Raw genomic sequence first — 19,663 nt, 5'->3', positions numbered from 1 at the left:
GTCACCTCGGCATCGACCACTGGGCCAGCGACATCATGGCCAGGACCTTTCGCAGCAGAAAGGCCGCCAAGGGGAGTTCCACGAATACCGCCAGCGCCACCGACCACCACACGGCCGGGGTGCCCAGGGCCAGCGACACGTCGAACCACGCGTCGCAGACCAGCAGGGCACCCGTGGCCACGGCCGCCACGACGACCGCACGGTGGCGGCGCCAGCCGAGGAAGGCCGTCGCAGACATCGCGAGGAGCAGCAGGACGTCGAAGCCGACCCAGGTGACCCGCCACTGGCGGACGGTGTAGCCGCTCGGCAGGGTGAAGGACAGCAGGATCGTCCACGGCACGAGACCGACGGCGCAGACGGTCAGCAGCTCCAGGGCGTGGCGCCGCTGCCGTCGGATGCGCTCCCACAGCTCCTCGGACGGCTCGGTCCGTATCTCGTGCACTACACGTCGAGTTGGTCGGCGACCGCTCGCAGCAGGCCGGCGATCTTCTTGCCCGCCGCCTTGTCGGGGTAGCGGCCCCGCTCCAGCATCGGGGTGATGTTCTCCAGGAGGGTCGTCAAATCCTGGACGATCGAGGCCAGTTCGTCGGGCTTCTTGCGGGTGGCCGCCGCGACCGAGGGCGTGGGGTCGAGGATGGCGACCGAAAGAGCCTGGTCACCGCGCTGCCCGGCGACCACTCCGAACTCCACCCGCTGCCCGGGCTTCAGCGTCTCGACTCCGGCAGGGAGGACCGAGGAATGGACGAAGACGTCACCGCCGTCGTCACGGGAGAGAAAGCCGAAGCCCTTCTCACTGTTGAACCACTTGACCTTGCCGGTAGGCACGTCTGTCCTCGTCCTCGTACTCGTCGGAAAACTGCTTCTGAAACGGCTCTTGATAGCACTGGGGCGGGTCGTCGGGACCCGCCGGTACCAAGGCTAATGGTCTTCAGGCCGGTGACAAGACGTCGCCCGGTTGTTCCTTCGCGCTGGGAACTACCCTGGTCCGGTGCGTGACAAAACCCAAACGAATTCCGCCGCTCCCGGTGACCGACTGATCCGTACCGGAGCCGTCGTCTTCTTCGTCGGTGCGGTGGCCACTCTCGTCACCGTGGCCCCGTTCCTGCTCGGAACGAAGCCTTTTCCGACGTACATGTTCGGATTGAGCATGCTCATGGCCGTCGGTTTCGTGGTGGCCGGAGCGGGAGTGCTGCAATCGGTCGCCGCCGGAAGGCGTCAGGCGCGGGCCGGAAGGCAGTCCGCGCGGTAGTCCGAAAACCACCCAGGAAACTCCGTGAGATCGCCGAGGACGACTTCCGCGCCGGCCTCGGTCAGTTCCTCGGGGCTGCACGGCCCGGTGGCGACCGCGACCGACGTCGCCCTCGCGATCCGCGCCCCGCGCACATCGCCGGTGTGGTCGCCGACGTACACGCTCGCGCTGTGGTCGCGCAGCGCCTCGCCCTTCTGCTCGGCCCACAGATTGCCGATCACCGCGTCCGGCTCCAGACCCAGGTGCTCCATGTGCAGCAGGGCGTTGGGCTCCCACTTGGCGGTCACGACGATCGCCCGCCCGCCGGCCGCCTGAACGGCCCCGATGGCCTCGCGGGCGCCGGGCATCGCCAGGGTTCCGGCGATCGCGTACGACGGGTACAGCTCGCGGTAGAGGTCCGCCATCTCCGCGATCCGGTCGGTCGGGAACCAGTACGCCATCTCCTCGGCCAGCGGAGGCCCGAGCCGCGTGACCACCAGGTCGGCGTCGACGTACGTCCCCGTCCGCTCGGACAGCTCCACCCAGCAGGCGTGGATGCCGGGACGGGAGTCGATGAGCGTCATGTCGAGGTCGAAGCCGACGGTGGGACCGGGGGCGGAGATGCTTGCAGAGGCCATATGGGCCATTGTGCCCGGGCGACGGGGCGCTGAGACAGGGGTTTCCGGCGGCCTGGGGGCGTGGGGGGGGGCCGGGGGCGTGGGGGCACGGGGCGCGGGGGCGCGGGGCCCGGGGGCGCGGGGCACGGGAGGCCCGACGGGGCGGGAGGCCGGAGGCGCGGGGCGCGGGGTCCAACTGCGCTGCTCGCGGCGGTGCGGTCCACGGACGTCCGTGGGGCGCTGAGACAGCGGTTTCCGGCGGCCTGGTGGCGCGGGGCGGCCCCGGGGCACGGGCCCGGGGGCGCGGGGGGCCCGACCGCGCGGGAGGCCGGGGCGCGGGACGCGACGGCGCCGCTTGCCGCGGTTCGCCCCACGGACCTTGGGGCGATGAGACAGCGGTTTCCGGGGGCCTGGTGGCGCGGGGCGGCCCGGGGGCGCGGGGGCCCGACCGCGCGGGAGGCCGGGGGCGCGGGGCGCGGGGCCCGACGGCGCCGCTCGCGGCGGTACGGTCCACGGACGTCGCTCGCCCGCAGAGGCACGGCCCACCGACCTCGCTCCCCCACGGCAGCACGGCCCACCGACCGCGGTCTCCGGGTCCTAGCGGCGTCGTTGCGAGCGCCACACCAGGAACAGTGCCGACGCCACGGCCGCGCCCCGCACCACCCACGGCCAGGTCTCGGCGACCGCGTCGTTCATGTGCCCCTGCGCGATGGGCTCGCCCCAACGGCCCTGGTCACGCCCCCAGAGCCAGACCAGGCCCGCGGTCAGCGAGAGGCCGGGCAGGATCACCACGGCCCACTTCGTCTCGGCGTCGGTGAGGCGGCGCGAGGCCCAGGCGATGAGCCAGCCCACGATCAGCACGGGCAGGTTGCCAAGCACCGCGCCGGCGACGAGGAGGGCGGCGGCCAGCAGCAGGAGCGGGTTGCTCCAGCTGCCCGCGCCCGCCCCGAGGAAGCCGCGGCGAGCGACCGGCGCCGCCTCGACGACGGGCGGGGCGGCCTTCCCGCGGGGCCGCCACCAGGCCGTGCGTTTGCTGGGCGCGGGCACCTCCGCCGCGGGCTGCTCGACGGCTGGCTCGGGCTTCTTCTCCTCCTTGGGCGGCGGGGGCTTGAGCAGCTCCGGGATCTCGACCCCGCCGACGAAGCCCGGCACGCTGTCGCCGACCCCGAAGGGGCTGCTGTCCACCCGCCACCAGTCGGGCTGCGTCGCGGGATCGCCGAGCTCGTCCAGACCGGCCAGATGGGGCCCGTGGGAGACGGCCGGTTCAGCGGGCGGGGAATCGGCGGGGCGCGGCGGGGGCACGTTCTTGCGCAGCCCGGTCCGCCGCTGTCCGCCGTCATCGTGGGACTCCCGGTCCCGCTGGACGGGCATGGAGACGGCCGGCGCCTGCGGGGCGGCGGCCGCGGAGCCGCCCGCGGCGGTGACCACCTCGTCGGGGCTGCCCAGCCGGGCGATGATCCGGCGGACGGCGGCGGGCGAGTCCACCGGGGCCTTGGCGCGCCGCCGGTCGATCTCGTTGCGCAGCTCGGAGACCAGCCGCATACGGGTCGACGACGGCAACTGCCGCTGCTGCGCCACGTCGCCGACGCGGCTCAGATACTCGTAGACGACCTGGTCGCTCTCGATACCCACGAAGTCCCCTCCGGGGCGGGTGCGTTGGATACCCCGTGGGACGAAACTAGCGCAGGTCGGGCTCTGTAGGCCCGAGCGGGGACCGCAGGTCAGCGATATCCGGTCCGCCCCGGTGGGCGCCCGTGCCGGGCCCGGTGGGCGCTCCTGCCCGGCCCGGCCACCCGCTACCGTTGGTCGGATGAGCAACCCGGCCGTACCGCCGCGCTCCCTCGCGGAAGCGCTCCGGGCCAGGGACGACGACTCCCTGGCCGCGCTTCTGCGTGCCCGCCCCGACCTCATCACCCCCGTGCCGACCGACCTCACCCAGCTCGCGACCCGGGCCGGGACGCGCGCGTCGGTGGTGCGGGCGCTGGAGCGGCTGGACCTGTTCGCGCTGCGGACGGCGGAGGCGCTGGCGGTGGCGGCGGACCCGGCGCCCTACGCCGAACTGGAGCGGCTGCTGACCGGTGACGCGGGCGACCCGGCCGTCTCGGCGGCGCTGCCCCGCTCGCTGGGCACCCTGCGGGAGCAGGCCCTGGTGTGGGGCGACGACGACCGGCTCCGCCTGGTCCGCACGGCCCGTGAGCTGCTCGCGCCCTCGCCGCAGCATCCGTCGCCGACCGGGCTCGGGCCGACCGTGCAGGAGGCCACGGCCGGGATGTCGCCGGGCCGCATCCAGGAGATCGTGACGGCGGCGGGGCTCGACTCGACGCACGACGCGGTGTCGGCGGTGTCGTCCCTGACGGCCCTGTTCACGGACCGCGAGCGGATGTCGGCGCTGCTCGCCGGGCTCCCGGAGGAGTCGCGGGCGGTGCTGTCCCGGCTGGTCTGGGGGCCGCCGTACGGGCAGGTCACCTCCGAGCCCGCGGCTCATCTGCGCCGTCTGCTGGACCTCGGGCTGCTGGTGCCGACGGCGCCCGGGACGGTCGTCCTCCCCCGCGAGGTGGCCCTGCATCTGCGGGGCGGCCGGGCGCACCGCGAGGTGGAGCCGCTGCCGCCGGCGGTGGAGCCCGCCGCGACCCACCGTCCACAGGTTGTGGACGCGACGGCGGCCGGGCAGGCGTACACCGCGCTGGCGACCGTCGAGGAGCTGCTGAAGGACTGGGACGAGGGCGGGCCGGCGGTGCTGCGGGCGGGCGGCCTGAGCGTGCGCGACCTCAAGCGCACGGCGGTCGCGCTGGACGTCTCGGAGCCCGTCGCCGCGTTCTGGGTCGAACTCGCCTACGCGGCGGGCCTGCTGGCCTCCGACGGTGAGGCCGACGAGCGCTATGCCGCGACCCCGGCCCACGACGAGTGGCTGGAGCAGCCGCCGGCCCGGCGCTGGGCCCGGCTGGCGGAGGCCTGGCTGACGGCCACCCGGACCTCGGGGCTGGTGGGCGGGCGGGACGCGAAGGACCGCACCCTGTCGGCGCTGGGCCCGGGTCTGGACCGCGGTGCCGCGCCGGAGGTACGGCACCGGGTGCTGACGCTGCTGGCGGGGCTGCCGGAGGGTGCGTCGCCGGCGGCCGGGTCGGTGCTCGCCCGGCTGCGCTGGGAGCGGCCGCAACGCCGTGAGGAGGACCTGCGCTCGCGCCTCGCCGAGTGGACGCTGCAGGAGGCCGAGCTGCTGGGGGTGACCGGGCGGGGGGCGCTGTCGGGCCACGGCCGGGCGCTGCTGGGCGCGACCGCGCCGAGGACGCGGGACGCCGTGTCGCGGGGTCCCGGGGACGAGCGGCACGGGCAGGCGCTGCCGGGCACGGCCGCCCCGAAGTCGCCGGACGCCGTGCCGCAGGAGCCCGGGGACAAGCGGCACAGGCGGGTGCCGCAGGGCGCCACCGCGCCGAAGACACCGGACGCCGTGTCGCAGGGCCCCGGGGACAAGCTCCCCGTGCACCACCGGCCCGCCCCCGTCGCCGAGCCCCTCTCCCCCGCCGAACAGGCCACCGCCTCCGCCACGGCGGCCCGGCTCCTCGCGCCGCTGCTGCCCGAGCCCCTCGACCACGTCCTGCTCCAGGCCGACCTGACGGCGGTGGCCCCCGGTCCGCTGCGGCGGCCGCTGGCCGAGGTGCTGGACGTCCTGGCGGACGTGGAGTCGAAGGGCGGGGCGACGGTGTACCGCTTCACTCCGGGCTCGGTCCGCCGCGCCCTGGACGCCGGGCAGTCCGCCTCCGACCTGCACGCCTTTCTCGCCGCGCACTCCCGGACCCCGGTCCCGCAGCCCCTGACGTACCTCATCGACGACGTGGCCCGGCGGCACGGGCACCTCCGGGTGGGAGCCGCCTCGGCCTACGTCCGCTGCGACGACGACGCCCTGCTGAACGAGATCCTCGCCGACAAGCGCGCCGCCGGCCTGCGGCTGCGCCGCCTCGCCCCGACCGTCCTGGCCGCCCAGGCCGACCCGGCCTCGCTCCTGGAGGGCCTGCGCGCGATGGGCTTCGCCCCGGCCGCCGAGTCCGCCGAGGGCGACGTCCTGATCACCCGTGCCCACGCCCACCGCACCCCGCCCCGCAGCGCGCCCGAGCCGGTCCCGGACGGCCCCCCGGTCCCCGACGCGACGCTCCTCGCGGCCGCGATCCGGGCCGTCCGTGCGGGCGACCTCGCCTCCACCACGCCCCGCAAGCAGGGCGACCGGCCGCCGCTGTCCACCGGCGAACTCCCCCGCACCGGCGCCGCCGAGACCCTCGCCACCATGCAGGCCGCCGTCCTCACCGGCGAGGCCCTGTGGATCGGCTACGTCAACGCCGAGGGCGCCGCCAGTCAACGCGTCATCGCCCCCGTCCGCGTGGAGGGCGGCTTCGTGACGGCCTACGACCACACCGCGGACGAGGTCCGCACCTACCCCCTGCACCGGATCACGGGGGTGGCGGAGCTGGCGGGGGACTAGGGCGTGTTGCGAAAGTCCCGCCTGCCTCGCGACGCCATGCACGCACTCTCGCCGCACCGGGCGAAAGCCCAAGTACATCCAGTACGAGGGCTTCCGCCCGGCACGCCGAGAGCACGCACCTGACGCCGCGCGGCCCGCCCTTCGGGCGAACGACGGGACTTTCGCAACACGCCCTAGAGGGGCGTCAGCACGGGGTGACCGGGGTGTCGGTCGGCAGGTTGAAGTGGGTGCGGGCGGCGGACTCCAGTGCTGTGGACGACACCGTGTCGTCGAGCGAGGCGGCCGTGACGTGGCCGAAGCGGGACGTGATCCACTGCGCGTTGCCCTCGCCGTCGGGTGCCGTCTCCTGGGACACCACCCCGTAGTCGCCGTCCGCCTCCCGGCGCAGCCGTATCACCTGCGGCACCTCGGCCCCGGAGCACTCCACCAGCCGCCCCGACCGCACCCCGTACTCCACGCACAACGTGCTGACACCGGCCCGCACCAGACCGTCCCGCTCGGCGAGATCCACCGCCTCCGCCCGGCAGAACCACCGCGCCCCGGGTTCCCCGACACCGGTCCCGCGCGGCTGCTCCAGCAGCCGGGCCTCGACCGCGGGCCGCACCCGGCTCCACAGGCCCGCGTCGACGCCCGTGCCCCCGGGCAGCCGCGCCCACGCCCCCGTCGCCACCAGCACCACGACCGCTCCCCCGCCGGCCGCCCACCTGCCCGCAGACATCCCCATACGCCCTCCCCGCACCGCTCCCGCCCAGCAAGACAGCCGAAGCGGGGTCGAGGTTGCACAGGATCACCCCTGCTTGATCGTCCCGCGGTGAGGCACACTGGACGTTTGGCCCGTGCGGAAGGATGCCTGTACGTGAACGGTCCTCTCATCGTCCAGTCCGACAAAACCCTGCTGCTCGAGGTCGACCACGAGCAGGCCGACGCATGCCGTCGGGCCATCGCGCCGTTCGCGGAGCTGGAGCGGGCGCCGGAGCACATCCACACCTACCGGGTGACCCCGCTGGGCCTGTGGAACGCGCGCGCCGCCGGGCACGACGCCGAGCAGGTGGTGGACGCGCTGGTGCAGTACAGCCGCTATCCGGTGCCGCACGCCCTGCTCGTCGACGTCGCGGAGACGATGGACCGGTACGGGCGTCTCACGCTGAGCAAGCACCCCGCGCACGGACTGGTGCTCACCACGACCGACCGGCCGGTGCTGGAGGAGATCCTGCGCTCGAAGCGGATCACCCCGCTGGTCGGGGCGCGGCTCGACCCGGACACCGTGGTCGTGCACCCCTCGGAGCGCGGGCAGATCAAGCAGACGCTGCTGAAGCTGGGCTGGCCCGCCGAGGACCTCGCCGGGTACGTCGACGGCGAGGCGCACCCCATCGAGCTGGCCGAGGACGGGTGGGCGCTGCGGCCCTACCAGAAGCAGGCCGTGGAGAACTTCTGGCACGGCGGCAGCGGCGTGGTCGTCCTGCCGTGCGGTGCGGGCAAGACCCTCGTCGGCGCCGGGTCCATGGCGCAGGCCAAGTCGACCACGCTGATCCTCGTCACCAACACCGTCTCGGCCCGGCAGTGGAAGCACGAGCTGGTGAAGCGGACCTCGCTGACGGAGGAGGAGATCGGCGAGTACAGCGGGACGAAGAAGGAGATCCGGCCCGTCACCATCGCCACCTACCAGGTTCTGACGACCCGGCGGAAGGGTGTCTACCCGCACCTGGAGCTGTTCGACTCGCGGGACTGGGGGCTGATCGTCTACGACGAGGTGCACCTGCTGCCCGCGCCCGTCTTCAAGTTCACCGCCGATCTCCAGGCCCGGCGGCGGCTGGGTCTGACCGCGACCCTGGTGCGCGAGGACGGCCGGGAGTCGGACGTCTTCTCGCTCATCGGGCCCAAGCGGTTCGACGCGCCGTGGAAGGAGATCGAGGCGCAGGGGTACATCGCGCCCGCCGACTGCGTCGAGGTACGGGTGAACCTGACCGACTCCGAGCGGCTCGCCTACGCCACCGCCGAGCAGGAGGAGAAGTACCGCTTCTGCGCCACCACCGCGACCAAGCGGAAGGTCACGGAGGCGCTCGTGAAGCGCTTCGCGGGCCAGCAGATCCTGGTGATCGGCCAGTACATCGACCAGCTCGACGAGCTCGGTGAGCATCTGAACGCCCCCGTGATCAAGGGCGAGACCTCCAACGCCCAGCGCGAGAAGCTCTTCGACGCCTTCCGGCAGGGCGAGATCAGCGTGCTGGTGGTGTCGAAGGTGGCGAACTTCTCCATCGACCTGCCGGAGGCGACGGTCGCCATCCAGGTGTCGGGCACGTTCGGATCACGGCAGGAGGAGGCGCAGCGGCTGGGGCGGGTGCTGCGTCCCAAGGCGGACGGGCATCAGGCGCACTTCTACTCGGTGGTGGCGAGGGACACCATCGACCAGGACTTCGCCGCGCACCGCCAGCGGTTCCTGGCCGAGCAGGGGTACGCCTACCGGATCGTGGACGCGGACGAACTGCTCACGGAGAGCTGACCGGCGGCTACCTGCTGGGAGACCGGCGGCTACCTGTGGCGGACGCCGGCTTCCTGGCCGTACTGGCCGAGTATGACGACGTCGAAGGCGGCGCCGGCGAAGACGCGGACAGCGCGCAGGGCGTCGCCGAGACGGTGGGTGTGGCCACTCGATACGGGGGTCGCTCCGGACGGGCGACCGGGGGCTGGGGTGAAGGTCGCTGCACTCATGTCTCCATGGTGGCCGATCAGGCATAAAGGGGGCATCGGTCTCAGGTAGCCCCTTCTTGTGCTACCTGAGGACGGCCCGGGGGTGCGGCCTCCCCCAGGGTGGGGAGGGGCCGTCCCCTAGGGGCCGCGAGGGAGCCGCCGGGGGCCCTGCGAAATTCATTGGCCCCCTCTCACCCCGCCCCTCTACAATCTCCGCTCTTGCCCGCCTCCCTCACGGAGTGCCGCCGTCCGGACGGAAACCGGTCGGCATCCCCCGCGCCCGTCCCGCAGGTCCCTTCGGAGGCACCCCCTTGTCCACGCCCCTGCCCACCGACGACCCCCTTTTCCGCGAACGCTCCCACCTCGCCGAATCCCGCGCCGCGCTGCGGTCCATGCGCGAGGACGTCGAGTCGCTCGACATCAAGGACGTCACCGCGAACTGGGTCAACGCCGAGGTCCTGGCCCGCCAGATCGACGAGCGGATCAAGGCGCTGGCCGACCTCAGCGACACCCCGCTGTTCTTCGGCCGCCTCGACTACCTGCACGCGCCCGGTGCCGAGCAGGCCGAGGGCGCGGAAGGCGAGCGCTTCTACATCGGGCGCCGGCACGTCCACGACCACGACGGCGACCCGATGGTCATCGACTGGCGGGCGCCGGTCTCGCAGCCGTTCTACCGGGCGTCCAAGAAGGACCCGATGGACGTCGGGCTGCGCCGCCGCTTCGGCTACACCCGCGGCGACATCACCGCGTACGAGGACGAGCACCTCTCCGACCCGGCCGAGACGGCCCGGACCAGCAAGCTGCTCCAGCAGGAGATCGAGCGCCCGCGCGTGGGCCCGATGCGCGACATCGTGGCGACCATCCAGCCCGAACAGGACGAGATCGTACGGTCCGGTCTGGGCGGCACGGTCTGTGTGCAGGGAGGCCCGGGCACCGGGAAGACCGCCGTCGGCCTGCACCGGGTCGCGTACCTGCTCTACGCCCACCGCGAGCGGCTCGCCCGCACCGGCACCCTCGTCATCGGACCGAACCGCTCCTTCCTGCACTACATCGAGCAGGTGCTGCCCGCGCTGGGCGAGCTGAGCGTCCAGCAGGCGACCGTGGACGACCTCGTGGCGAAGGGCGTGGAGGTGCGCGGCAACGACGAGGCGCCCGCCGCGGTCCTCAAGGGTGACGCGCGGATGGCGGAGGTGCTCCGGCGGGCCGTGTACGCGCACGTGGCGATGCCCACCGAGCCGGTGATGGTGGTGCGCGGCTCACGCAGGTGGCGGGTCCCGGCGTACGAGATCGAGGAGATCGTGCGGGAGTTGCTGGACCGGGGCATCCGCTACGGCGCCGCCCGTGAGGCCCTTCCGCAGCGCATCGCGCACGCCGTGCTGGTGCAGATGGAGCGGTCGGGGGAGGCGCCGGACGACCGGGTGCAGGACGCGGTAGCCCGCAACTCCGCGGTGAAGGCGGCGGTGAAGGCGATCTGGCCGCCGGTGGATCCGGCGAAGCTGGTGCTGCGGCTGCTCACGGACGCGGACTTCCTCGCCGCGCACGCGGAGGGGATCCTCGACGAGGACGAGCAGAAGACGATCCTGTGGGCGAAGCCGGTCCGCTCGGTGAAGTCGGCCAAGTGGTCCGCCGCGGACGCGGTGTTGATCGACGAGACGACGGACATCGTGGAGCGCACGCACTCGCTCGGGCATGTGGTCCTCGACGAGGCGCAGGACCTCTCCCCCATGCAGTACCGGGCGGTCGGCCGCCGCTGCTCGACGGGTTCGGCGACCGTCCTCGGCGACCTCGCGCAGGGCACCACGCCCTGGGCGACGCGGAGTTGGGACGAGGCGCTGGCCCACCTCGGCAAGTCGGACGGCGTGATCGAGGAGCTGACGGCGGGTTTCCGCGTGCCGACGGACGTCATCACGTACGCCTCCCGGCTGCTCCCGCACATCGCGCCGGGTCTCACTCCGGTCGCGTCGGTCCGTGAGAACCCGGGCTTCTTCGACCTGCGCGAGACCTCCGGCCCGGGTGAAGTGGTGGCCGCGTGCGAGGAGTTGCTGCGCAACGAGGGCTCCACGGGCCTGATCGCCGCCGACGCCCGCGTCCCGGAGCTGGCGGACGCGCTGACGGCGGCCGGCATCCCGTACCTCGCCCCCGGTGAGGAGACCACGGCCGAGACCCGCCTGACCCTGGTCCCGGCCTCACTCGCCAAGGGCCTCGAGTACGACTACGTCGTCCTGGACGAGCCGCGGGCGGTGGTCGACGGCGAACCGGACGAACGGACCGGCCTTCGACGGCTGTACGTCGCGCTGACCCGAGCGGTGTCGGGCCTGATCGTGACGCACTCGGCCCCGCTGCCGGAGCAGCTCGCCGGGTAGGGTGCTGGTTCCGCCATGTCCCCCTGGAAGGGCCCCCGTTGAGCACGCCACAGTCCCCGCATCCCGCGTACCCGCCGACGCCGGGGCCGGTGCCTGGGCCGTATCAGGGGACACCGGCTCCGGGGGCGTATCCGCAGGCGCCGGCTCCGGGGACATATCCGCAGGCGCCGGCTCCGAATCCGTACCAGCAGGCGCCCCCCTCCGGGCCGTACCAACAGGCGCCGGGCTCCGGGCCGTACCAGCAGGCGCCGGGCTCCGGGCCGTATCCGCAGCCGTACCACCAGGCACCCGCCCCCGCGCCCTACCAGCAGCCGTACGGCGGTCCCGGGCCTGCGGGTGGGCAGGGGGCGGTCGGCTGTCAGATCTGCGGGGCCGTGCCCGCCGCGGCCGTCACCGTCCGCGGTCACCAGGGGATGCTGGTGATCATGCGGTTCCTGAAGCGCGAGGGGGTGTTCTGCCGGACCTGCGCGCTGGCGAGCTTCCGGGACATGCAGGCGGACACCATGGTGCTGGGCTGGTGGGGCCCGCTGTCCGTGCTGATCACGCCGTTCACGCTGCTGGCCAACCTCGGCGCGCTGTCCGGCATCCGCCGCATCCCGGAACCGGTCGCACCGGGGTTCCGGCCGCCGCTCGACCCCGGCAGACCGGTGTTCAGGCGCCCGGCGGGCATCCTGGCGCTGATCCCGATGGGTCTGCTGGGCCTTGCGGTGTTCGCGTTCACGGTGCTTCTGGCCGTCGGGCTGGTGACCGGGGCGAGCGCCGGCCACCCGACGCTCACGCCCGGCTCGTGCGCCCGCAACGACGCGACCTGGCCGGAACAGGACCTCGCACCGGAGTCCTGCGACTCCTCCGACGCGGAACTGCGGGTCAGCGCCCCGGCGGACGGCTCCTGCCCGGCCGGGGACCACGTCGCCTACCCGGAGTACAGCGAGGACGGCGGAACCTCGCTGTGCCTGCACCCGCTGAAGGGCTAGCGCCCGTCCACCGCCCGCCGCCACTCCCGGACCGCCTCCGCCGACACCGGCGTCTCCCAGCCGCGCGGCCGCGCCGCCCCGCCGATGTGGAAGGCGTCGATCCCGGCGGCCCGGAGCTGCGGCACATGCTCCAGCCGCAGGCCGCCGCCGACCAGCAGCTGCTGCTCGTACCCCGGTTCCCCGGCCCGCGCCGCCTCCGCGAGCAGCACGCCGAGCCCGGCGTCCACACCCGCCGCCGAGCCCGCGGTGAGGTAGGTGTCAAGCCCCGGGAGGTCGGCGAGCTGTTTGCGCAGCGCGTCCCGGTCGGCGGCGTGGTCGATCGCCCGGTGGAAGGTCCAGCGGCAGCCGTCCAGCGCCTCGACGACCTGCTCCACGGCCCCCAGGTCCACCTCGCCGTGCGCGTCCAGGAACCCCAGCACGAACTCCTGGGCCCCGGCGTCCCGCAGCTCCCGTGCCGACCGCGCCACCCGCGGGACGTCCCCGGCGCCGAACCCGTCCGACAGCCGCAGCATCACCCGCAGCGGAAGGTCCACCGCGTCCCGGATCCCGGCGACCGTCGCGACCGCCGGCGTCAGCCCGTCCGCCGCCATGTCGGTCACGAGTTCCAGCCGGTCCGCGCCTCCGGCCCGGGCGGCGAGCGCGTCCTCGACGTCGAGGGCGATCACCTCCAGGACTGCACGCTTGCTCATGGGACCCCATTCGTCGACGGTCTTGGGCGGCTACAGGTCTAGTCCAATTCAAGAATACGCCGCCACCCGATCCCGCTCACCGGTGCGTTCCGGACGATCTCGCCGGCCCACCTGCCAGGGGTGCCCCGGGGGACAATGAGGCCATGGCCGATCCCGACGACCTCCGCGCCCGTTTCACCGCCGCCCTGGACGCAGTGAGGGGCACCGACGGCCCCGACCCGCTGCCGTACGCCGACAATCTCCTGGACCGCTGGCAGGAACCGCAGCGCCGGTACCACACGCTCGCGCACCTCACCGCGGTCCTCGACCACGTCGACGTGCTGGAAGCCCACGCGGACGACCCGGACCTGGTCCGTCTCGCCGCCTGGTTCCATGACGCCGTCTACCTCCCGGACCGTTCGGAGAACGAGGACCGCTCCGCCCGCCTCGCCGAACGCGCGCTCCCCGAAGCCGGCGTCCCGGGCGCCGCGACGGCCGAGGTGGCCCGCCTGGTCCGCCTCACCACCACCCACGCCCCCGCCGACGACGACCGCAACGGCCAGGTCCTGTGCGACGCCGACCTCGCGATCCTCGCCGCCCCGCCCGCCGGGTACGCCGCCTACACGGCCGCCGTACGCGAGGAGTACGGCTTCGTGCCCACCGACGCCTTCCGCGAGGGCCGGTCCGCGATCCTGCGTCAACTGCTCGACCTGCCCCGGCTGTTCAGGACTCCGTACGGGGCACGGGAATGGGAGGCGACGGCCCGCTACAACCTCACCTCGGAGCTGGAAATGCTGTCGCTCTGATGCGTCCTGGGTCATAGCCTGCACCCATGACAGACATGGGCGGGGACGTGGGCGGACAACGGGTGACGGAGGCCGTCGCGGGCGCGGTCGCGGTGCTGCGGACGGTGGCGGACCGGGACTGGACGGCCGTGAAGCCGACCGGGATGGACTGGACCGTCCACGAGACGGCCTTCCACATCTGCGGCTGCCTGATCGCCTACGCCGGGAACCTTGCCGGAGGCGCCCGGGACGACTACGTCCCCTTCGACATCACCCTCGACGAGGGCACCGACAACACGGGCCTGCTGCACGTCATGGCGACCGGCGGCGCCCTGCTCGCCGCGGCGGTCCGCACCGCGCCCCGCGAGGCCCGCGCCTTCCACCCGTACCCCTTCCGCAGCGCGAACCGCGAGGGCTTCGCCGCGATGGGGATCGCCGAGGTCCTGCTGCACACGTACGACGTCGCGCGGGGCCTGGACCTCGCCTACGAGCCGCCCGCCCACCTCCCCGAGTACGTCCTCACCCGGATCTTCCCCGAGGTCCAGCCGGGCCCCGACCCCTGGCGCACCCTCCTGTGGGCCACCGGCCGTGGCGACCTGCCGGGCCGCCCGCGGCGCACCGAGTGGCGCTGGAGCAACAACCTCGTCCTGCCCGCCGAACGCCTCACCCTCCAGGGCGTCACCCCGGCCGCCGCCGCCGACCTGGCCGCGGGCGGCGACGGCGGCTTCGACTGGGTCGAGGACGGCCCCTTCGAGGGCACCCGCGAGGCCGCCGGCATGACCCTCAAGGCGTACGAGGCGGGCGTCCACCGCCCGGAGTTCGGCCTCTTCGTCCTCGTACGGCGGGAGGACGGCCGCGCGATCGGCGGCATGGGCTTCCACGGCGCCCCCGACGAGGACGGCCGCGCCGAGGTCGGCTACGACCTGGCCCCCTCCGCCCGCGGCATGGGCCACGCCACGGAGGCCCTGCGTGCCCTGAGCGACTGGGCCCTGGCCCGCGACGACGTCCGCAGCCTCTGCGCCACCATCGAACCCGACAACGCCCCCTCGCAACGCGTCATCGCCCGCGCCGGCTTCCTGCGGGCGAGCGTGGAGGAGGAGCAGGCGTACGGCGAGAAGGATGCGGGGCTTCGGCTGTACGTGCTGACCGGCCCGACCGCCTGAGGCCTCTCAAGCAGTACGTGGTGCCGTACGGCCGGCCCGATCAGACCGCCTTGCGCCCCTTCGGCCGCCGCAACCCCGCCCCCGTCAGCAGCCGCACCACGTCCCGGCTCCTGACCTCCACCGCACCGGCCGCGACCACGTCGGCGTACCGGTGCGACGGGATGTCGTAGTGGTCACGTTCGAAGGCCCGGGACGGGACGCCCAACGCCTCGGCGAACGCGTGCAGTTCGTCGAAGGAGACGTCGCTGATGAGGTGGGACCACATGCGGCCGTGGCCCGGCCAGGTCGGTGGGTCGATGTAGACGGTCACGGGGAGGGGGCCCCGCCCGTCGCGGTACCCAGCGAGCCGATCGCCGCGACCTTCACGCCCGCCTTGTGGCACACCCAGTGCGGGTCGGCACCCAGCTCCGGCTCGACCTCCAGGGCGTGCGGGTCGCCCGCGCCGCAGACCGGGCACAGGGGCCAGCGGCCGTGGCGTTCGAGGATCGCGTCCTGGACGTCCTGGGCGACCAGTCCCGCCACGAAGTCCGCGCCCTCGGGCCACTGCTCCACCCACCAGCGCCGCTGCACGACGGAGTCCTCGACCATCGACACCACGTCCGGCGCGCCGACGTCATCCACCGCGAGGTCGGCGAGGACGAGGGCACGGGCCGTGTGCAGGCTCTGTTCCAGTGGACCGATGGACTCCATCCGTCCATTGTGCGCGCTCTTGACCACGACCCGGCGCCGAAAATACCTTTCAGACGTGCCCCAGGAAGTGAAGGAAATTTTCGGCAGCGCGCTCGCCTCGAAGGTGCGCACGCTGGGTCCGTCGATGACGCGTTCCATGCAGCGGGTCGCCGAGGCCGTGGCGAACGACCCGGCGGGCTGCGCGGCGCTCACCGTCACCGGCCTCGCGGAACGGACCGGGACCAGCGAGGCGACCGTCGTGCGCACGGCCCGGCTCCTCGGCTACCCGGGCTACCGCGACCTGCGGCTCGCCCTCGCCGGGCTGGCCGCCCTGCAGCAGTCCGGCCGGTCGCCCGCGATCACCACGGACATCGCGGTGGACGACCCGATCGCGGACGTGGTCGCCAAGCTCGCCTACGACGAGCAGCAGACCCTCGCGGACACGGCGGCGGGGCTCGACACCGTGCAGCTGGGGGCGGCGGTCGCCGCGACCGCCACGGCGCGGCGGATCGACGTGTACGGGGTGGGTGCCTCAGGTCTCGTCGCCCAGGACCTCACGCAGAAACTGCTGCGGATAGGGCTGATAGCCCAGGCGCACAGCGACCCGCACCTCGCGGTGACCAACGCGGTGCAGCTGCGCTCGGGGGACGTCGCGATCGCCATCACGCACTCCGGGTCGACCGGGGACGTCATCGAGCCGCTCCGGGTCGCCTTCGAGCACGGGGCCACGACCGTCGCCATCACCGGGCGGCCGGGCGGGGCGGTGGCGCAGTACGCCGACCATGTGCTGACCACGTCCACGGCCCGCGAGAGCGAGCTGCGACCGGCGGCGATGTCGTCCCGGACGAGTCAACTGCTGGTGGTGGACTGCCTGTTCGTCGGGGTGGCCCAGCGGACGTACGAGACGGCGGCGCCGGCGCTGGCCGCGTCGTACGAGGCGCTGGCGCATCGGCATCGCCGGTAGACACCCCGGAGCCCGGCAGACGTCCCAGATGTCCGTCACGAAGAAAGAACCGTTCCTCCATGACCTCCCCCTCCCACCCCCGTGACCTGCGAGCCCAGTTGGAGTCGCTGACCACCGAGGCGTTCCGGCCCGAGTTCGCCGACGTCGACCGGTTGCCGACGCTCGACATCGCCCGCCTGATGAACGGCGAGGACGCCTCCGTACCGGCCGCCGTGGCCCGGCAGGTCCCGCAGATCGCCGCGGCCATCGACGCCGTCGCCGAGCGGATGGCCCGGGGCGGACGGCTGATCTACGCCGGCGCGGGCACCGCCGGACGCCTCGGCGTGCTGGACGCCTCCGAGTGCCCGCCGACCTTCAACACGGACCCGGCGCGGGTCGTGGGCCTGATCGCCGGTGGCCCGCAGGCGCTGGTCACGTCCGTCGAGGGCGCCGAGGACTCGGCCGAGCTGGCCCGGGCCGACCTGGACGGGCTCGCGGTGACGTCCCTGGACACGGTGGTCGGGGTGTCGGCGTCCGGTCGTACCCCTTATGCCGTGGGCGCGGTGGAACACGCCCGCGCACAGGGGGCGTTGACGGTGGGCCTGTCCTGCAACGCGGGCAGCGCGCTCGCGGCGGCCGCCGACCACGGCATCGAGGTGGTCGTGGGTCCCGAGCTGCTCACCGGCTCGACCCGGCTGAAGGCCGGCACCGCGCAGAAGCTGGTCCTCAACATGCTGTCGACGATCACGATGATCCGTCTCGGCAAGACCTACGGGAACCTGATGGTCGACGTCCGCGCCTCCAACGACAAGCTGCGCGCCCGCTCGCGCCGGATCGTCGCGCTGGCCACCGGCGCCGGGGACGCGGAGATCGAGCGGGCCCTGACCGCCACGGACGGCGAGGTCAAGAACGCGATCCTGACGATCCTGGCCGATGTCGACGGGCCCACGGCGGCCCGTCTGCTGGAGGAGTCGGGGGGCCGTCTGCGGGCGGCGCTGGCGGCGGCCCTCTGACTCACCGGCGCACCAGCACGGCGTGGGTGACCGTCGGGGAGCCGACCAGTTCGGACACCCGGTAGCCGTCGATCCCGGCGCCCAGGTCGTCGAGGAGCCGCTCCCCTCTCCCGATGAGCATGGGCGCGACGGCCAGGTGGAGTTCGTCGATCAGGCCGGCGCGCAGGTACTGCCGGATGGTCGCCGCACCGCCGCCGATGCGGACGTCCTTGCCGTCCGCGGCCTCGAAGGCACGTCCGAGGACCTTCTCCGGCGACTCGTCGGTGAAGTGGAAGGTGGTCCCGCCGGCCATCTCCAGGGTCGGACGCGGGTGGTGGGTGTGCACGAAGACGTCGTGGTGGTACGGCGGGTTGTCCCCCCACCAGCCCTGCCAGGACTCGTCCTCCCAGGCCCCGCGCTGTGGCCCGAACATGTTCCGCCCCATGATCGTGGCCCCGATGTTCCGGTCCCCGCGGACGAAGTACTCGACGTCGGTGCCGCCCTTCCCGGCGGCGAGATCCTCCATGGCGCCGGTGAACCAGCCGTGCAGCTCGTCCCCCCATCCGACACCGTCCCCGAAGGGGGCGTCCAGCCGCTGGTTCGGGCCGGCCATGAAGCCGTCCAGGGAGACCGTGACGTTGTGTACGCGAACCTTGGGCATGATCGCCGCCTCTCGTGGTGCTGCCGTCCTGTCGCCTGTCACCTGTGCGTCGTTCGAACCCTGACGGAATCGACACCACCCCGCACTTTTTTCCGGGGCTCGTCGGCGCACTGGATCGCGGGGCCACTCCCGCCCTCGTCTTCGCCCATCCCGTCACCCGCGCGCTGGGGGGCCTGGCCGAGGACGCGGTCCTGTTCGCCGTCCTGCTCTCGGTGATCGCCTACGTCAGGTCCAGGTCCCGGTGACCTCTCCTCAGGCCCGCCAGACCAGGGTGTAGCGCCAGAACAGCCGGCGCCTGAGGCGGGCGCCGGGGAGGATGCGGCGGGCCTCCCGGGCCAGCTCGGTGTACGGGACGTCCGGCTGCCGGGTCACGGCGGTCATCGCGAGGGGAGGCGCGGCGGCCCTGCGGCCCCGGTTCCTGGCCCATCCGAACAGGGGGTTGAGCAGGACCGAGACGAGCCCGAGCAGGTGCTGCACCCAGGTGTCCTCCCGCGCACACCCGACCACCACGAGGGTTCCCCCGGGCGCGAGCTGCCGCCGGAAGTGGCTGAGCGTCCCGGCCAGGGGCAGGTGGTGGAGCACGGCGACGCAGGTGATGACGTCGTAGGGACCGCCCCGGTCGTACGACCCTCCGTCCGCGACGGCGTAGGTGACGGGGAGGTCCGCCGCGGTCGCCTCCCTCGCCGCACCGATGATCCGGCTGTCGCTGTCGATGCCGTGCACCTGTGCCGCGCGGGTGGCGAGCAGCCGCACGAGATCCCCGGCACCGCAGCCGACGTCGAGGGCGCGGTCGAAGCGCGGGGGCAGCCGGCGCATGATCCACGGGTGGTAGTGGGCGTTGTGCGACCAGGGATAGGCGGCGTTCAGGCGGGCGAGGGTCTCCAGGACACGCATGGGCTCATTCCAGCAGGCCCGCGGTCCGAGAGGGCCCGTGGCCTCCGAGGTGCCGTCCCGGTGCCTACCCTGGAGCCATGAACCACGCCCAGCTCACCGCCCTGGGCCGTGCCCTGCGCCTCCTCGGCGAGCACGGCGACGCACTCACCGGCGACACCCCGGACGCCAAGCTGCACGAGATGAAGGCCGACCTGAAGCGGGCCCTGGACCTGCTGGAGGACAGCGTCAGCGCCGCCGCCCCCACCACCCGCTGCGCCGAGCACCCGAACGGCCCGGTCGACGAGAACGCCCCCGACCTGTGCCTGCTGTGCGAGACCCGCCGCCGTGCGGCCCGCCGCGCCGAGATCAACGGGCCCGGTGCCCGCCCGAGGACAACCGGCCCCACCCCTTCCCGGTACGGAGTGCGGGAGGACCGCCCCCAGCCCCAGCAGCGCTGGCTGCCCGAGCTGTGGACCGGCCAGGAGTGGCAGCTGTGCGGGACGCCGAGGCGGGACCGGCACGAGGCCGAGCTCTATCTCAACGCCCAGCGCCGCGGCCCGCGCCC

22 protein-coding genes are annotated in these 19,663 nt (G+C 73.6%); 11 read left to right on the top strand and 11 right to left on the bottom strand.

The genetic code is table 11. The features are described 5' to 3' along the window. Position 1: 1 nt before the first annotated feature. Both H295_RS0136580 and H295_RS48635 read right to left on the bottom strand, forming a co-directional pair. The gene (locus tag H295_RS0136580; RefSeq protein WP_020140318.1) at positions 2-442 is read right to left on the bottom strand and encodes a hypothetical protein; all 441 of its coding nucleotides are present in this window, start codon (positions 440-442) and stop codon (positions 2-4) included. Next, positions 442-825: a cold-shock protein gene (locus tag H295_RS48635; RefSeq protein WP_020140317.1), complete on the bottom strand. Its 384-nt coding sequence runs from the start codon at positions 823-825 to the stop codon at positions 442-444. The genes H295_RS0136580 and H295_RS48635 overlap by 1 nt, the downstream gene beginning before the upstream one ends. Before the next feature lie 163 nt (positions 826-988). On the opposite strand from H295_RS48635, the gene H295_RS48220 reads away from it, so the two are divergent. Beyond that, a complete protein-coding gene (locus tag H295_RS48220) occupies positions 989-1,249 on the top strand; it encodes a hypothetical protein (RefSeq protein WP_078616859.1) in 261 nt (86 codons plus the stop codon). On the opposite strand, the gene H295_RS0136570 is transcribed toward H295_RS48220, so the two are convergent. Both H295_RS0136570 and H295_RS0136565 read right to left on the bottom strand, forming a co-directional pair. Then, positions 1,216-1,866 carry an HAD family hydrolase gene (locus H295_RS0136570; RefSeq protein ID WP_020140316.1) on the bottom strand — a complete coding sequence of 217 codons (651 nt, stop codon included), beginning with the start codon at positions 1,864-1,866 and terminating at the stop codon, positions 1,216-1,218. The two genes, H295_RS48220 and H295_RS0136570, sit on opposite strands and share 34 nt — an antisense overlap. A gap of 576 nt (positions 1,867-2,442) precedes the next feature. Further along, positions 2,443-3,477, bottom strand: coding sequence for a hypothetical protein (locus tag H295_RS0136565; RefSeq protein WP_020140315.1), 1,035 nt, complete (start codon positions 3,475-3,477; stop codon positions 2,443-2,445). Between the two features lie 178 nt (positions 3,478-3,655). Here H295_RS0136565 and H295_RS0136560 point away from each other — a divergent pair, with 178 nt between their 5' ends. Continuing rightward, complete coding sequence (locus H295_RS0136560; protein WP_020140314.1) at positions 3,656-6,319, top strand: helicase C-terminal domain-containing protein; 2,664 nt, start codon at positions 3,656-3,658, stop codon at positions 6,317-6,319. A gap of 184 nt (positions 6,320-6,503) precedes the next feature. On the opposite strand, the gene H295_RS0136555 is transcribed toward H295_RS0136560, so the two are convergent. Continuing rightward, complete coding sequence (locus H295_RS0136555) at positions 6,504-7,037, bottom strand: hypothetical protein (RefSeq protein WP_028810077.1); 534 nt, start codon at positions 7,035-7,037, stop codon at positions 6,504-6,506. A gap of 138 nt (positions 7,038-7,175) precedes the next feature. Here H295_RS0136555 and H295_RS0136550 point away from each other — a divergent pair, with 138 nt between their 5' ends. Further along, positions 7,176-8,819, top strand: a complete 1,644-nt coding sequence (locus H295_RS0136550) for a DNA repair helicase XPB (protein ID WP_020140312.1) — start codon at positions 7,176-7,178, stop codon at positions 8,817-8,819. 29 nt (positions 8,820-8,848) lie between these two features. On the opposite strand, the gene H295_RS46140 is transcribed toward H295_RS0136550, so the two are convergent. Further along, the gene (locus H295_RS46140; RefSeq protein ID WP_199788665.1) at positions 8,849-9,028 is read right to left on the bottom strand and encodes a hypothetical protein; all 180 of its coding nucleotides are present in this window, start codon (positions 9,026-9,028) and stop codon (positions 8,849-8,851) included. Positions 9,029-9,318: 290 nt separating this feature from the next. Here H295_RS46140 and H295_RS0136540 point away from each other — a divergent pair, with 290 nt between their 5' ends. Together H295_RS0136540 and H295_RS0136535 are read left to right on the top strand one after the other, a co-directional pair. Continuing rightward, entirely contained in the window at positions 9,319-11,370 is a 2,052-nt protein-coding gene (locus H295_RS0136540) for a UvrD-helicase domain-containing protein (protein WP_020140310.1), read from the top strand. An 89-nt stretch (positions 11,371-11,459) separates the two neighbouring features. Further along, positions 11,460-12,344, top strand: a complete 885-nt coding sequence (locus H295_RS0136535) for an LppU/SCO3897 family protein (protein ID WP_234021762.1) — start codon at positions 11,460-11,462, stop codon at positions 12,342-12,344. Here the strand turns inward: H295_RS0136535 and H295_RS0136530 are convergent. After that, positions 12,341-13,033: a copper homeostasis protein CutC gene (locus H295_RS0136530; RefSeq protein ID WP_020140308.1), complete on the bottom strand. Its 693-nt coding sequence runs from the start codon at positions 13,031-13,033 to the stop codon at positions 12,341-12,343. The genes H295_RS0136535 and H295_RS0136530 overlap by 4 nt on opposite strands. Positions 13,034-13,176: 143 nt before the next feature. Here H295_RS0136530 and H295_RS0136525 point away from each other — a divergent pair, with 143 nt between their 5' ends. Both H295_RS0136525 and H295_RS0136520 read left to right on the top strand, forming a co-directional pair. Then, positions 13,177-13,818 (top strand): hypothetical protein, encoded by a 642-nt coding sequence (locus H295_RS0136525; protein WP_020140307.1) that lies wholly within the window; start codon positions 13,177-13,179, stop codon positions 13,816-13,818. A gap of 35 nt (positions 13,819-13,853) precedes the next feature. Then, complete coding sequence (locus H295_RS0136520) at positions 13,854-14,960, top strand: GNAT family N-acetyltransferase (RefSeq protein ID WP_020140306.1); 1,107 nt, start codon at positions 13,854-13,856, stop codon at positions 14,958-14,960. A 40-nt stretch (positions 14,961-15,000) separates the two neighbouring features. Here H295_RS0136520 and H295_RS0136515 read toward each other — a convergent pair whose 3' ends face one another. After that, positions 15,001-15,270 (bottom strand): DUF4031 domain-containing protein, encoded by a 270-nt coding sequence (locus H295_RS0136515; protein WP_020140305.1) that lies wholly within the window; start codon positions 15,268-15,270, stop codon positions 15,001-15,003. After that, a complete protein-coding gene (locus H295_RS0136510; protein ID WP_020140304.1) occupies positions 15,267-15,650 on the bottom strand; it encodes a hypothetical protein in 384 nt (127 codons plus the stop codon). The genes H295_RS0136515 and H295_RS0136510 overlap by 4 nt, the downstream gene beginning before the upstream one ends. 55 nt (positions 15,651-15,705) lie before the next feature. Between H295_RS0136510 and H295_RS0136505 the strand changes: the two genes are divergently transcribed. Together H295_RS0136505 and murQ are read left to right on the top strand one after the other, a co-directional pair. After that, complete coding sequence (locus H295_RS0136505; protein WP_420706287.1) at positions 15,706-16,593, top strand: MurR/RpiR family transcriptional regulator; 888 nt, start codon at positions 15,706-15,708, stop codon at positions 16,591-16,593. A 59-nt stretch (positions 16,594-16,652) separates the two neighbouring features. Then, complete coding sequence (gene murQ, locus H295_RS0136500) at positions 16,653-17,585, top strand: N-acetylmuramic acid 6-phosphate etherase (RefSeq protein WP_020140302.1); 933 nt, start codon at positions 16,653-16,655, stop codon at positions 17,583-17,585. A 1-nt stretch (position 17,586) separates the two neighbouring features. Here murQ and H295_RS0136495 read toward each other — a convergent pair whose 3' ends face one another. Next, positions 17,587-18,225: a dihydrofolate reductase family protein gene (locus H295_RS0136495; protein WP_020140301.1), complete on the bottom strand. Its 639-nt coding sequence runs from the start codon at positions 18,223-18,225 to the stop codon at positions 17,587-17,589. 44 nt (positions 18,226-18,269) lie between these two features. Here H295_RS0136495 and H295_RS0136490 point away from each other — a divergent pair, with 44 nt between their 5' ends. Then, positions 18,270-18,470 (top strand): hypothetical protein, encoded by a 201-nt coding sequence (locus H295_RS0136490; RefSeq protein WP_020140300.1) that lies wholly within the window; start codon positions 18,270-18,272, stop codon positions 18,468-18,470. Positions 18,471-18,477: 7 nt separating this feature from the next. On the opposite strand, the gene H295_RS0136485 is transcribed toward H295_RS0136490, so the two are convergent. Next, positions 18,478-19,119, bottom strand: coding sequence for a class I SAM-dependent methyltransferase (locus H295_RS0136485; protein ID WP_020140299.1), 642 nt, complete (start codon positions 19,117-19,119; stop codon positions 18,478-18,480). Positions 19,120-19,196: 77 nt separating this feature from the next. On the opposite strand from H295_RS0136485, the gene H295_RS0136480 reads away from it, so the two are divergent. Continuing rightward, a partial coding sequence (locus H295_RS0136480; RefSeq protein WP_020140298.1) for a hypothetical protein occupies positions 19,197-19,663 on the top strand: 467 nt, incomplete at its 3' end.

This window comes from Streptomyces sp. 351MFTsu5.1, from assembly GCF_000383655.1.
Taxonomy (GTDB): domain Bacteria; phylum Actinomycetota; class Actinomycetes; order Streptomycetales; family Streptomycetaceae; genus Streptomyces; species Streptomyces griseorubiginosus.
This window is presented reverse-complemented; position numbering and strand designations above follow the sequence as displayed.